Source organism: Rossellomorea sp. FS2 (assembly GCF_047915635.1).
Taxonomy (GTDB): domain Bacteria; phylum Bacillota; class Bacilli; order Bacillales; family Bacillaceae_B; genus Rossellomorea; species Rossellomorea marisflavi_A.
On the sequence record NZ_JBLRVS010000003.1, the window covers coordinates 48,303 to 62,542 of the forward strand.

A 14,240-nucleotide genomic window follows, 5' to 3' on the forward strand; every position below is an offset into this window, starting at 1 on the left:
GTGGAGCGGCGGCTTTTGTGCATCATAGGAGAAATTCCGAAGAAAAATGTATGCCGAATCCGATAAAAGTAAAGGAAACCGAGCTTAACCTGAGGTAGAATAGAAGAAGATTGATAGAGAAGATGGAGGTAATGAGACATGCTAGGTGCAATTGAAGCTGGCGGTACGAAGTTTGTCTGTGCTGTAGGCGATGAACAGGGAACCATCATCGATAGGGTCCAGATCCCAACGACCCTTCCAGAAGAAACGATTCCGAAGGTCATTGAGTTTTTCAGGAAACATCCCGTCAAGGCGATCGGCATCGGATCATTCGGACCGATCGATGTGAATAGAGAAAGCGCTTCATACGGAAATGTCACATCCACGCCTAAGGTCGGGTGGAAGGACTATCCGTTTGTTCAAGCGATCAAAGACGCCATTCCCGTTCCGGTCGGATTCAATACGGATGTAAACGCCGCAGCCCTTGGGGAGGCAACATTCGGCGCAGCCAAAGGCCTCGACAGCTGCCTTTATATCACGGTCGGCACGGGCATAGGTGCCGGTGCCGTCGTCCAAGGGAAACTCCTCCAGGGACTCTCCCATCCTGAAATGGGCCATATCCTCATTCGCCGTCATGAAGATGATGCATATGAAGGCAAATGCCCGTATCATAAGGATTGTCTTGAAGGACTGGCAGCAGGTCCGGCCATCGAAGCAAGATGGGGTGTCAAAGGCGACCAGCTCGTAGACAAAGGGGAAGTATGGGAGATGGAAGGCTACTACATCGCCCAGGCCCTCATGCAGTATATCGTCATCATCTCACCGAAGAAGATCATCCTAGGTGGGGGCGTGATGAAGCAGGAGCAGATTTTCCCGATCATCTACAAGCATCTGGAGAAGATGATCAATGGATATGTCGATCTTCCGCCGCTGGAAGAGTATATCGTCTCACCAGGTCTTGGAGATAACGCCGGTATTACCGGGTCTCTCATGCTTGCACATGAAGCGTATGAAGATGAAATCAACAGGGAAGCAACACGGGTATAATAGTATTTGGGAGCAGGCTGGTCTTTTGGGATCAGCCTGTTTTTTTATATCAATGACAGATATGGGTTGCCTGCCGGTATTGAGGAGGTGGTAATGGAGAAGGGTCCGTTCCTCTGCGCTACAGGCCCTTGCTTTCCACGGGGAGGAAGTCGAGCCTCCTCATGCTTGCGGGGTCTCGATCATTCCTCATTTCCCGTAGGAGTCAAGAGCCTTCCGCTTCGATCCACTCTGTGGGTTAGAGGAGTTCCGGTGGAATTCTTCAAGGAAGGAGAGACGATCATGAATGCTTCTTGGTATAGAGGAAATGGCAATGTGGAAGAGTCCGTTCCTCTGCGCTGCGGGCACTTGCTTTCCACGGGGAGTGAGTCGAGCCTCCTCATGCTTGCGGGGTCTCGAACATCCCTCTATTCCCGTAGGAGTCAAGTGCCCTCCGCTCCGATCCACTCTGTGGGTTAGAGGAGTTCCGGTGGAATTCTTCAAGGAGGAGAGACAATCATGAGTGATTCCTAGTATAGAGGAAATGGCAATGTGGAAGAGTCCGTTCCTCTGCGCTGCGGGCCCTTGCTTTCCACGGGGAGTAGTCGAGCCTCCTCATTCTTGCGGGGTCTCGAACATCCCTCTATTCCCGTAGGAGTCAAGTGCCCTCCGCTCCGATCCACTCTGAGGGTTAGAAGAGTTTGATAGAAATTTCAAGTGGATGAGTCTATCATGGCAAGCATCCCTGAGCTAAAGAAATGTGATGTAGATAGGTCCGCTCCTCTGATTTGATCCACCATGTAGGTTGTAGGTTCAATATAGACAACTCGGACAAATCTAACCTATGAATCTAAGTTTCCGTTTCTTTCTCCCCATCAAACAAAAAAGAGTGAAGTGAAGCGGAGGGGGGCCGACTCCCGCGGGAAAAGTGGGCAGGTGAGACCCTGCAGGCGCAGCCGAAGCGGCTCACCGTCCACCCCGCAGGAAAGCGGCCACCCGCAGCGAAACGGAACGGTCTCCGTATAAATGATCCCTCATTTAATCAAGATTACAAAAATCTCCGAACACTAAGTCGAAAACAATTTTCAGAATTGTAAGCGTTTCTTATTGTGAAAATCCCAAACTTTGTTTATACTGAACTCATATATTTCTAAATAATAAATTAGATTTCCAAATAGGAAATTTAAAGAGTGCAGGTGGAGAACAATGAGAAAAATCGAAGTATTGAATGGAATCAAAGAATGCGGCGTCGTCGCCGTCGTCCGGGCAGACAGCAAAGAACAGGCCATCGTCATCTCCGACGCGTGCGTCAGCGGAGGAATCAAAGGTATCGAAGTCACCTTCACCGTGGACGGGGCCGCCGAAGTCATCAAAGAGCTTAGCTCCATCTACGAAGGAACCGATGTCCTCATCGGCGCAGGCACCGTCCTCGACGCCCAGACCGCTCGGATCGCCATCCTGGCAGGAGCCGACTTCGTCGTAAGCCCAAGCTTCGATGAAGCGACCGCCAAACTATGCAATCTGTATCAGGTGCCTTACATGCCGGGCTGCATGACCATCACTGAAATGAAGACCGCACTCGAGAGCGGAGTCGACATCATCAAGCTATTCCCGGGAAGTGCCTATGGTCCGGACTTCATCAAGGGCATCAAAGCTCCTCTTCCTCAGGTGAACATCATGCCGACCGGCGGAGTGAGCCTCGGAAATGTAGCAGAGTGGATTCGGAACGGCTGCGTGGCCGTCGGTGTAGGGGGAAGCCTCCTCGAGCCAGCCAAGACTGGTGATTTCGAGAAGATCACGGAGTACGCGAAAGAGTATATCCTGAAGGTCAAAGAAGCAAGGGGAGGATCGTATGAAGGTACTCACGTTCGGTGAAATCATGCTTCGATTATCCACCGGTGAAGGGGAGCGACTGATCCGTGCAGGTTCCCTTCAGATGAATTACGGCGGTGCCGAGGCCAATGTCGCCGTCTCCCTTGCCCACTTCGGGCATGACGTCCACTTTGTAAGTAAGATTCCGGCCCATCCCATCGGTGAGGCGGTCAAGCACCACCTCCGGTCCCATGGTGTGAGTACGGATTTGATCCTCCAGGGAGGGGATCGTCTCGGCACCTACTATCTGGAATCGGGTGTCGGGGAACGCAGTGCCAAGGTCATTTATGATCGCAAGTACTCAAGTTTTTCCCATTTATCCACTGGTGAAATAAATTGGGATCACACCCTTGACGGCGTCGGTCTCCTCCATGTATCAGGGATCACCCTGGCCCTCTCAGAGGAACTCAGGACGATTACATTGCAAGCGCTTCAAAAAGCAAAGGAACGCGGGATCACGACGAGCTTCGACTTCAACTACCGGGCGAGTCTCTGGAGCCAACGGGAAGCCTCCCTTGCGTATAAGCCACTGCTTCCATATGTGGATATCGCATTCTTCGGGGAACTGGATGCCCTACATCTCCTCGGATTGGAAAGAAAAGATCCGGCACTTCCGCGTGAAGAGAGACTGCTTCAGTATTACAAGGAGATGGAAAGGGAGTATCCCAACATACGCCATATGGCGTCGACGTTCAGGGATGTGAAGTCTTCCACCGTCAATGACCTGCAGGGGAATTACTTTGTTCACGGCGCCCTTCATCAATCGAAGCTCCACCACATCGATCCCATCGTCGATCGGGTCGGGGGAGGAGATGCCTTTGCTGCCGGAATTCTCCATGGCATCCTGAAAGGAAATGATCCGGACGTGATTGCCGCCTTTGCCACGGGGGCATCAGCACTGAAACATACCGTTCGCGGAGACAGCAGCCTTTTCACCGAAGAAGAGGTCCGTCAGTTTATAGATAGCGGATCCGGCATCATCGTCAGATAGCATCGCAACCTACCATACTATGAAAATGAAGGAGAGATGAGTCATGGAAACACGTTATGCCAACCATCCCGAGGAAATCAAACGCTACAATACCGAGGAACTGCGGAAGCACTTTTTGAAAGAGACCCTGTTCGAAGCCGGTCAGGTCCATCTCACGTATACGCATGTGGATCGCATGATCTTCGGTGGTGTGACACCAGCCGATCAGGAGTTGACGATCAAGCTCGATAAGGAGCTTGGAGTGAACTACTTCCTTGAGCGTCGCGAGCTCGGCATCATCAATATCGGGGGCGAAGGAAGCGTCATCCTCGATGGGGAAGAGTATTCCATGATCCGCTATGACGGACTGTACGTCGGGAAAGGGACGGAGCAGGTTCTCTTCCGTTCGGAGGATCCGAAGAATCCGGCAAAGTTCTATATCAATTCAACTCCTGCCCATCATAAATATCCGACGGTGAAGATCGATATCAATGAAATCAAACCGCTTGAAATGGGTGAACAGGGGACCCTCAACGAACGGAAGATCCACCAGTATATCCATCCGAACGTATGCGAGAGCTGCCAGCTGCAAATGGGGCTCACGATGTTGTCACCGGGAAGCGTTTGGAACACGATGCCGTGCCACACGCATGAGCGCCGCATGGAAGTGTATTTGTACTTTGATATGGAGCCGGATACAAGGGTGTTCCACTTCATGGGTCAGCCGGATGAGACACGCCACCTTGTGATGAAGAACGAGCAGGCCGCGATATCGCCGAGCTGGTCGATCCATACGGGTACGGCGACAAGCAACTACACGTTCATCTGGGGCATGTGCGGAGAGAACATCACCTATGACGACATGGACCATATCAAGATGGAAGACTTACGGTAAGGGGTGGTTCCATGAACATCGGGATGAGAGCACATGATATCGAAAAGCGTCCGCTCCCGGAACTGGTGGAGGAGCTTGGGAACAAGGGGGTAGCCTGCGTGCAGTTCGCGCTGGCGAAATCCCTTGATGTCCCATCTCACCATGGGGCGCTGAGCCCTGGATTCGGGAGGCGTGTGAAGAACGCATTCGACGCACGCGGGATCCAGATCGCCGTCCTCGGATGCTACTTCAATATGATCGACCCCGATCATACGGAGAGGAGAAAAGGGATGGACCGGTTCAAGGAGCATCTTCGCTATGCCCGGGACTTCGGCTGCAGCATCGTGGCGACGGAGACGGGGAACGTCCACTCCAAGATGGGGTATACGACGGATAATTTTGATGAAGAGCCGTTCCAGGAAGTGGTGAGGAGCGTCAGGGAAATGGTGGCCGAAGCTGAGAAATTCGGCGTCATCGTCGGAATCGAGGCGGGAGTCAACCACCCGGTCCATACAGTGGAGAAGATGAAGAGGCTGCTCGATGCGGTCGATTCACAAAACCTGCAGGTCGTCTTTGATCCGATGAACCTCATGACACTTGAGAATCATCAAGAGCAGGAGAAGGTGTTCGAAGAAGCGATGGAGGCTTTCGGCCACCGGATTGCCATCTTCCACGCGAAGGATTTCAAGGTCGAGGATGGGGTGCTCAGCACGGCTCCGGTCGGGACCGGTTTGATGAACTATGACTGGCTCTTCGGTTGGTTGAAGGCAAACAAGCCTTACATCAATATCATCATGGAAGAAACGGTGGAGCCGTATATCGATGATAGTCTGGCATTTTTGAAGAATAAGTACGAGCAGGCCTAACAGAAGGGAAGAGGGATGAGCATGACAGGATTGTTTTCATTGGAAGGGAAAGTCGCCCTTGTCACGGGTGCGAGCCGCGGACTCGGTCAGGGTATGGCCGTCGGACTGGCGGAAGCAGGGGCCGTCGTCATCGGTGCGGGCGTGAGTGCGATGAGTGAAACGCGCGAGAAGATTGAAGGACTTGGCGGAGTGTTCCATGAAGTGAAGGTCGATCTTTCAGAGAAGGGTGCAGCTTCCAAGCTTGCCCAGGAAGCGCTGGCAAAGGAAGGCCGCATCGACATCCTCGTCAATAATTCAGGCATCATCCGCAGGGAAGATGCGGAGAATTTCCAGGATGAAGATTGGTTCGATGTCATCAATGTGAACCAGCATGCCGTCTTCCAGCTTTGCCGAGAGGTCGGCAAGCAGATGATCGAGAAAGGGAGCGGGAAGATCATCAATATCGCGTCCATGCTGTCGTTCCAGGGTGGCCTGCGCGTCCCTGCATACACGGCAAGTAAGCATGCGGTAGCAGGATTGACGAAGTCATTTGCCAACGAGTGGGGCAAGAAGGGCGTCAATGTGAATGCCATTGCCCCTGGTTACTTCGAGACGGATAACACAGCGCAGCTCCGCGGGAACGCCGAGCGGAGTGCATCGATCACGTCACGCATCCCTCAGGGGCGCTGGGGTCGTCCAGAGGATCTCAAGGGAGCCGTTGTCTTCCTCTCTTCGGATGCTTCCAACTACGTGAACGGACATATCCTCTGCGTCGATGGCGGATGGATGAGCTCATAATAAACGGAAAAGCCCAAGAATGATTTCATTCTTGGGCTTTTCTATGCTCTTTATTCAAGGTCATTCAGGATATTGTTCCGGCACGTCTCGACTTCTTTGATCAGGTTCTGCAATACTTCGTCCGTGAGGCGATAGGTAGGTACACTGACGCTGATCGCCCCGACGTTCTTGCCGCCCGATGTCGTGATGGACGCTCCCACGCAAAATACTTCATTCTCGTGCTCGCTATTGTCAAACGCATACCCCTGAGCACGCACCTTCTCGATTTCGTCAAAGAATCCTTCATGGGTGGTGATGGTATTGTCCGTCATCCTCACCAGGTCGATGGAATTCAGGTAGCGCCTGATTTCCTCATCGCTCTGGTCGGCGAGGATCGCCTTTCCCATGGCAGAGCAGTAGAGCGGGATGTTTTTCCCCACCTTGGAATACAGACAGACCGGATTTTGACTTTCGATCTTTGCCACATAGACAACATGGATGTGGTCGAGTATCCCAAGGTGGACCGTTTCATTCGTCCGCGCCTGGAACGCTTCGAGATGGGGCTGGGCAATCTGTTTGATATCGAGCTGACTCAACGCCTTCAGGGCATATTTGATGATCGATGGCCCAAGGCTGAATCGCTTCAGCTCAGGATCCTTTTGTACATAGCCGATGAGAACCAGCGTATCAAGGATCTTGAGGGCAGTCGAGCTGGACAGACCCGTCTCTTTTGCAATGGATTGAAGGGACTGGGGGCCATTGCTCGAAGATAGGTGATCCAGAATGAGGGACGCCTTGATCAGCACGGTCCCGTAAGGTTTTTGAGTGGTCATGTTTTTCTCTCCTGTACCGCTTTTTATTTAGTATATCGAACAGATTATTGCTATACAAGACAATCGGTTTCCTATTTAGAAATAAAAAATAAATATTTAATTGTTCAAAAAATTGTTGTAATTCAAACGAACACAGAATATAATCAGTTTAAGTAAGCGCTTTCCCAAATATACTTACTAGATTTACACACGGAATCAAGCGGCTTTTTGCCATCTTAAGGTAAAACGCTTACCTAATCTAAACAATGGGGTGTTAGTGTGAGAAAATGGAAGGTCAGTTTGCTTGTAGTCGTATCATTTGTACTTTTGTTCATGACGGCATGTTCAAACTCTGAAAAATCATCTTCGGATAAGAAGAAGCTTCAGTTCTTCGTCTCCGGTGATAATGTCGAAGGGGCTGCGCTTGCGACCATGTCGAAGAAGTATACGGAAGAAACAGGGGTGGAGATCGAGGTCGTGGATGTGCCGTTCAGTGATATGGCGACACGGATCACGAACATGGTACAGGCAGGGAATCCTCCTGCACTGGCACGTACGGCAGAATTCAATCCGATCTGGAGTGATTCACTGGCAGATCTCAGCTCTACATTGAAGGATAAAAACGTAAGGGAAGACCTTGCGATTAAAGATGACGGCAAGATCAAAGCCATTCCAATCGATTTCACGGCAGTCGGTCTTTTCATCAATAAAGATTTGTTTGACAAAGCCGGAGTGAAGTACCCGACATCAGGTGATGATGTGTGGACATGGGATGAGTTTGTAAGCGCTTTAAAAACGGTGACTGAAAAAACGGATGCCAAATACGGAATGGTCATGGATCAATCCGAGCACCGCCTGAGCACCTTGCTCTATCAGTTCGGAAGCAAAGGATTCTATGAAGAAAACGGAAAGTACACCACAAATCCCGAAACGAAAAAAGGCCTTGAATATTTCGTGAAGCTGAACGATGACAAAATCATGCCGAAAGCCGTTTGGGCTGCGGGTGAAGATCCATCTTCCATGTTCAAGAGCGGACAGGTGGCAGCGTACTACTCAGGTGTATGGCAAGTAAAAGATTTCGAGAAGAACATCAAGAACTTCGAATGGGCAAGCGTCCAGATGCCGTATGAAACGGTCCGCTCCACAAACTTCGGTGGAAACTACATGGTGAAATTTGAAGGATCCGGAGTGGAGAAAGAAACGCAGAAATTCATCGACTGGCTTTACACGAAAGAAAACTATGAAGAGCTTGCAGGTCTCGGCGGATACCTTCCGGTTGTCCAGGATGCAGAAGTGGACTACGGTGTGGGTGATGCAGGAACACATGCGTACGAAGTATACAACGAAGAGATCAACTCTACGGCCAAGGTAGCTGCCAAGTCAAAATCAGAACGCGATACAATGCAATTGACGTCTGAAAAAATAGCCAATAACGTGCTCCGCGACAACATGATCAAGACGTTGAACGGCGAGCAATCCATCGATGACACCATCAAGACGGTGGAGCAAAAGTACACGGATGCGTATGTAAAGTAACATTAAAAACCGGTGCGGGAGTATGGTCCATACTCCCCGCTTCATGAAAAGAGGCTATGAAAATGAATGACTATCAATTCACCGTCCAGCCGGGCGAACCGCTAAACCGCTGGGTCCACACCGATTTAACCATCGCTCCATACCAATCCGATAAGGCCGTATTCGATCACCCTGTGAACATCACGGAAGAATATGTACAGATCGTTTATCCCGGGAGACAGCAATTCCTGGATCAGCGTCTGAAAGAAGAGATCCTTCTTCCTGAAACGGATTTTCACCACATCTACTTCCCTTTTGAAAATCCCCGATTAGAGTTTTCGGCTTTCATCCCGACACCACATCTCCTGAGCGTCTATGGCAGGACGTTCATCAAGCCCGACCAAGGCGGTACATTTCCGTTCACGGTCAGCACGTGCGGAAGCGTCGAGATCTGGGTGAATGGTACGAAGCAACTGAGCTGGACCCCCTATACAAGGAATCTTGCTTCCCATAAAGACATCACATTGACCCTTGAAGAAGGCTTTAATGAAGTCATTCTCTACATGGACGACCTTGCCGAGAGGGATGTGAACTATTTCACCGAGCTCCGATATACGGGGAAGACGGCCCTTGAAGGCTACATACAGGTTCCGGCCAAAGCGGAACAAATCGAACAGGCAGAGCGCCTACTGACTTCCCTGCACTTTTCGAAAGACATCTATCGATCAGGACGATTGGAGGTCTATATGAACCGGGAAGAGGCTTCCGGCATCGAAGAGCTGTTCGTCAATGTGAACCGCAATCATCTGTTGAATCCCGTGTTCGACAGTAAAGCCGACGACGAACTGGATGCCTTTGATTTCTCTTTTAGTGTGAATCTTGATGAAAGTGGATTCCAGAAGCTCATGAGCGTAGATGAGCTGTCCTCGAACGGTCTGCTGCAGTTCGATATCGGCGTGGTGCTCCCTGGTGGAGTGCAAGTGGCGAGGAGGATGGTGGCTTCGATCCTGACGAACGACGATCCGGGTCGGTCATTCTCCGATTCTCTTCCGGAACGAAAGCGCGAAATCCTCGAATTCTTCTCTCAAAGCGAAAAGCTCGATCTCAATGCCGGTTTCAGTCTCATCCACCTGAACGGAAAAGTGGACGAACAAGCGAAGCGTCATATCAGGAGCTGCTTCGATGAAATACAGAAAAAAGGCGACTGCGCCGATTTCCGCCTGGCACCGCTGCTTGGATTCACCATCAAGTATCAGGACACGATCCCGGCCGACTTTCATGAGGAGCTGAAGGAGCTCGCCGTGAACTTCCGATACTGGATCGACGAGCCGGGGAACGACGTGATGTGGTACTTCAGCGAAAATCATGCCCTGCTGTTCCATGTGTCCCAGTACTTCGCCGGACATCTCTATCCCGACGCAACGTTCAGCGTGAGCGGAAGGACAGGGCGCCAGCAGTATAAAAAAGGGAAGGAAAGGCTGGAAGAGTGGTTTGAGGTGTTCCTGAAGTATGGCTATTCAGAGTGGAACTCGACGACCTACCTTCCGATCGACCTGATCGGATTCTTCAGTCTCTATGAATCGGCCCCGGATGAGCATATCCGGAAGCTTGCGAAGGAGGCATTGGATTTCACCTTCAAGATCATTGCCGTGAACCTGCACGGAAAGACGATGAGTACGACCTATGGACGGGTGTATGAACACGATCTGAAGGCGATGGAGATGGGGGAGACGGCCAATCTGGCGTTCATCACGTGGAAAAAGGGCAAGCTCAACACGGCGATGAGGTGCACGACGCTCTTCTGTCTATCATCCTATGAACCGCCTACACTTGAAGACTATTTCATCGAGGATGCCTCAAAGGCCCTCGTGACCCAGTACAAACAAGGGATCAAAGAGGTCTATACGTACAATTACAAAACATCGAGCTACTCTATGAGCGCGGCAATACGCTTCAATTCCTATCAAAAAGGGCATCAGCAGCATGCCATGAATATCGCCCTCGACCAGGATAATACCCAGATATGGCTCAACCATCCCGGGGAAGCGGTCTACAGCGGTGAGAACAGGCCGAGCTTCTGGGCAGGGAACGGAGTCAGCCCGAACATCACCCAATATAAGCAGTATATGTTCCTCGAGTATCGCCTGAAAGAGCCGTTCCTTCCATATATACATGCGTATCTTCCGTTCTGGAAGCTTGACGAAGTGAGGGAGGAAGGCAACTGGTTGTTTGCGAAGAAGGATGATGCCTATATCGGCCTATATTTCAGCAATGGTTACGAGCTGCAGGAGAAGGGCGCGATTGCACACCGGGAAGCCCGTTCATACGGGGCACATCACCGGGTGGTCGCGACATGTGCTTCAGGAGCAGAAGTGGGTTCATTCGAGGCATTTGTGGAAGAACAGATGAATGCAGCCATTTCGATCGACAGCCATCAATGGTCGTATGCGACGGAAAGAGCCGGAGCGCTCCAGGTGATCGATGATCAGCTCCATGTGGACGGGAAGCCGGTAGAATACGACGCAGGCTATGAAGTCGAGGAAGAGCATATAAGCATTCCACAGTTTCAAAAGTAATCACTAACACATCATACCCTGGGACCCGCCTGCATGGCGGCTCCTGGGTTGGATGTGAAGGATTGAGGGGGAAGAACGGTGAGGAGAAAAGATAAAAACCAGAAATGGGCTCTGGCCTTCGTCATTGTCAACATGGTTTTATTCACGATATTTTTTGCCTGGCCCGGCATACTCGGCGTGTACTATTCGTTCACGGACTACACCGGGATCAGCGCTTCGTTTATCGGACTGGACAACTATATTCAACTGTTCCAGGACAAAAGCTTCTATAAATCCCTGGGAAGGACGATCCTCTATACAGCGGTCGGAGTGCCACTTCTATATGCATTCTCCCTGCTGATATCGGTCCTCCTGGTGAGCAAGTTCACAAAGGGGAAATCCGTGGCCAAGGTCATTTTCTTCTTCCCATGGCTGATTTCCTCCATCGTGACCGGGGTCATCTTCCGCTGGTTGTTCGGGGAAAGCTTCGGGTTCGTCAACTTTGTCCTTTCACTGATCGGAATGGAGCCCGTGGGCTGGTCCTCTGACGGGAATATGGCGTTCATACTCGTTCTATTCGCCACCGTGTGGATGGGGACGGCATTCAATATGCTCCTGATGATCTCGGCGCTCGTGAACATCCCGCAATCGTACTATGAAGCAGCCGACATCGACGGCGCCAGCGGCTGGCAGAAATTCATCCATGTGACGCTTCCCAGCCTGAAGCCGACGTCCTTCATGGTCATCCTGCTGTCGGTCATCCATCTGATGAAAGAGTTCCCGATGGTGCAGGCCCTCAATAACGGGGGACCCGGTACGGATAACACCTTCCTCGTCCAATATATTTACCAGACAGGATTCGACCAGCGGAATATCGGCTATGCAAGCGCGGTTTCCATGGTACTGTTCGTCATTCTCCTTCTCTTTGCGATCATTAATCTGAAGGTGGAAGAAAGGAGCAAATTATGATGAAGCGATATCGCGGCAGTACGATCCTGATGACGGCGATCATGGCCATACTGGCCATCGCCTACCTGTTCCCGGTCCTGTGGCTTCTGCTCAGTTCGTTCAAGCCGGGCAGCGAGCTGTTCAGCTTCCCGCTGAAGCTATTTCCTGAAGAGTTCACCCTGGATAACTACAAATACGCATGGTCGACCATGGAGTTTACAAAATATGTGCTGAACACTTCCTTTGTCACCATCGTGGCGACCCTCTTGACCATCATGGCGAGTGCTTCCTGCGGGTACGCACTGGCGAAATACAAATACAAGTGGCTCAGCGTCTTCTTCATCTGTATCCTGGCCACGACGATGCTTCCGACAGAGGTCATCATGAATCCGACGTTCACGGTCATCCAGAAGGTCGGGCTGTACGATAACCTGTGGGGTCTGATCATCCCGTCCATCAACACGGCAACCGGAATCTTCATGTTCAGGCAGTTCTTCATGACGGTACCCGATGATCTCCTCGAAGCAGCACGGATCGACGGAGCGAATGAAGGAAGGATCTTCTTCCGCCTCATGCTCCCGATTGCAAAACCGATCATCATCACGCTCGCCATCTTCTCCTTCCAGTGGAGATGGAATGACTACATCTGGCCGCTCATCGTCATAAGCGACCCGAACAAATACACCATTCAGGTCGCCATCCGGAGCATCGTCGGGGCGGATAATATCGACTGGGTCCTTCTATTATCGGCATCCGTCATCTCCCTCCTGCCGATGGTGTTGCTCTACGCGATCTTCCAGCGCTACATCATGGACACGGGAGCCAGTTCCGGTTTGAAAGATTAATGGAAAAGGATAGGAGATTTACAGTCTGTTAGCGAATGTATTTATTAAGGAATACGGCATGACGAAAAGATGCTATGCGAGGTGGAAGCAATGACACTACTGATAAAGAACGTCCAGGAAACGGTCAAAAAGGTGACCGGACAGCTGTTGGACCTGAAAAGACCAGAGAATGAATCGGAGCTTGAGGGGATTGGCGATGGAGCCAAGATCGGCTATTTCCCAAGGGATTTCGGAATGGAAGAATGGGATTGGCCACAGGGAGTCGGATTGTATGGACTGAAGAGCCTGTCGGGTCAAGACGGCTTTCCGGACTATCACACGTTCTTGAAAGAGTGGGCTGAGGATCAGAAGGAAAGGGGCCTTCCGCTCAAGAACATCAACACCACAGCCCCGCTCCTCACTCTCATGGATGTGGAGGGGACGGAGCAGCTTGCCCTGGAGTGGGCGGACTGGATCATGGAGAAGGCACCGCGTACCGAACGTGGAGGCCTTCAACACGTCACCAGCGGCGCCACCAAGAATGATCTGACGATGAATGACGGTCAGATCTGGATCGATACGCTCTTCATGGTCGTCCTTTTCCTCGGGAAGATGGGGGTCAGGTACGACCGTAAGGAATGGAAGGAAGAAGCGGCACGCCAATTCCTCCTTCATATAGAGCTCCTTTTCAGTGAAGAGGACGGCCTTTTCTATCACGGCTTCGATTTCAATGGTCACCACCGGTTCAGTGAAGCCTACTGGTGCCGGGGGAACAGTTGGTTCACTTTGGCAGCACCCGAGTTTCTTGCTATGATGGAAGGACAGCTGGATGACGGAACGTACAAGACCATTGCCCAAACCTACAAAGCCCAGGTCGACAAACTAGTGAAGCTTCAAGCACAGGATGGCCTTTGGCATACGCTGCTTGATGATCAGGATTCATACACGGAAGTATCGGGATCCTCTTCCATCGCGGCGGGCATCCTGAAGGGCATCCGCTATGGATTGCTGGATGAATCCTACCTGGATGTGTGCAGGCGAGCAGTTGATTCCATCCTACAGGAAGTCGACGATGACGGCACCGTCCTTAAGGTATCGGCGGGAACGGCAATCGGGGCCTCCAAAGAGGACTATAAGAAGATCATCATTGCTCCCACTGCTTACGGGCAGGCCCTGGCGATTGTACTATTTTCTGAAGTTCTTCAGCATGAAAAATTAGTAGCCTGATACAGTAGGAAATAGACAT

Annotated in this window: 12 protein-coding genes; 11 read left to right on the plus strand and 1 reads right to left on the minus strand. The window is 51.2% G+C overall.

Going from position 1 to position 14,240, the window contains the following annotated elements; translation table 11 throughout:
* The first annotated feature begins 138 nt into the window (after nt 1-138).
* The 6 genes from ACNA6I_RS10165 to kduD all read left to right on the plus strand — a co-directional run bounded on the left by ACNA6I_RS10165 (nt 139) and on the right by kduD (nt 6,361).
* Nucleotides 139-1,026 carry an ROK family protein gene (locus ACNA6I_RS10165; RefSeq protein WP_416313253.1) on the plus strand — a complete coding sequence of 296 codons (888 nt, stop codon included), beginning with the start codon at nt 139-141 and terminating at the stop codon, nt 1,024-1,026.
* A gap of 1,182 nt (nt 1,027-2,208) precedes the next feature.
* The gene (locus ACNA6I_RS10170; RefSeq protein WP_048007289.1) at nt 2,209-2,877 is read left to right on the plus strand and encodes a bifunctional 4-hydroxy-2-oxoglutarate aldolase/2-dehydro-3-deoxy-phosphogluconate aldolase; all 669 of its coding nucleotides are present in this window, start codon (nt 2,209-2,211) and stop codon (nt 2,875-2,877) included.
* Nucleotides 2,855-3,865, plus strand: a complete 1,011-nt coding sequence (locus ACNA6I_RS10175) for a sugar kinase (protein WP_416313254.1) — start codon at nt 2,855-2,857, stop codon at nt 3,863-3,865. Before ACNA6I_RS10170 ends, ACNA6I_RS10175 begins: the two co-directional genes overlap by 23 nt.
* Nucleotides 3,866-3,908: 43 nt before the next feature.
* Nucleotides 3,909-4,739 (plus strand): 5-dehydro-4-deoxy-D-glucuronate isomerase, encoded by an 831-nt coding sequence (gene kduI, locus ACNA6I_RS10180; protein WP_148796133.1) that lies wholly within the window; start codon nt 3,909-3,911, stop codon nt 4,737-4,739.
* A gap of 11 nt (nt 4,740-4,750) precedes the next feature.
* Nucleotides 4,751-5,584, plus strand: a complete 834-nt coding sequence (locus tag ACNA6I_RS10185) for a sugar phosphate isomerase/epimerase family protein (protein WP_416313255.1) — start codon at nt 4,751-4,753, stop codon at nt 5,582-5,584.
* Between the two features lie 21 nt (nt 5,585-5,605).
* On the plus strand, nt 5,606-6,361 hold the full coding sequence (kduD, locus tag ACNA6I_RS10190; RefSeq protein ID WP_048014005.1) for a 2-dehydro-3-deoxy-D-gluconate 5-dehydrogenase KduD: 756 nt from the start codon (nt 5,606-5,608) through the stop codon (nt 6,359-6,361).
* Between the two features lie 50 nt (nt 6,362-6,411).
* Here kduD and ACNA6I_RS10195 read toward each other — a convergent pair whose 3' ends face one another.
* Nucleotides 6,412-7,173, minus strand: a complete 762-nt coding sequence (locus ACNA6I_RS10195; RefSeq protein ID WP_048007284.1) for an IclR family transcriptional regulator — start codon at nt 7,171-7,173, stop codon at nt 6,412-6,414.
* A 258-nt stretch (nt 7,174-7,431) separates the two neighbouring features.
* Between ACNA6I_RS10195 and ACNA6I_RS10200 the strand changes: the two genes are divergently transcribed.
* The 5 genes from ACNA6I_RS10200 to ACNA6I_RS10220 all read left to right on the plus strand — a co-directional run bounded on the left by ACNA6I_RS10200 (nt 7,432) and on the right by ACNA6I_RS10220 (nt 14,221).
* The gene (locus ACNA6I_RS10200; protein ID WP_048007283.1) at nt 7,432-8,688 is read left to right on the plus strand and encodes an ABC transporter substrate-binding protein; all 1,257 of its coding nucleotides are present in this window, start codon (nt 7,432-7,434) and stop codon (nt 8,686-8,688) included.
* A 62-nt stretch (nt 8,689-8,750) separates the two neighbouring features.
* A complete protein-coding gene (locus ACNA6I_RS10205) occupies nt 8,751-11,243 on the plus strand; it encodes a hypothetical protein (protein ID WP_416313256.1) in 2,493 nt (830 codons plus the stop codon).
* A gap of 78 nt (nt 11,244-11,321) precedes the next feature.
* Nucleotides 11,322-12,191: a carbohydrate ABC transporter permease gene (locus tag ACNA6I_RS10210; protein WP_231579142.1), complete on the plus strand. Its 870-nt coding sequence runs from the start codon at nt 11,322-11,324 to the stop codon at nt 12,189-12,191.
* Nucleotides 12,188-13,015, plus strand: a complete 828-nt coding sequence (locus ACNA6I_RS10215) for a carbohydrate ABC transporter permease (RefSeq protein ID WP_048014002.1) — start codon at nt 12,188-12,190, stop codon at nt 13,013-13,015. Before ACNA6I_RS10210 ends, ACNA6I_RS10215 begins: the two co-directional genes overlap by 4 nt.
* 90 nt (nt 13,016-13,105) lie before the next feature.
* Nucleotides 13,106-14,221, plus strand: a complete 1,116-nt coding sequence (locus ACNA6I_RS10220) for a glycoside hydrolase family 88/105 protein (RefSeq protein ID WP_416313257.1) — start codon at nt 13,106-13,108, stop codon at nt 14,219-14,221.
* The last annotated feature ends 19 nt before the right edge of the window (nt 14,222-14,240 follow it).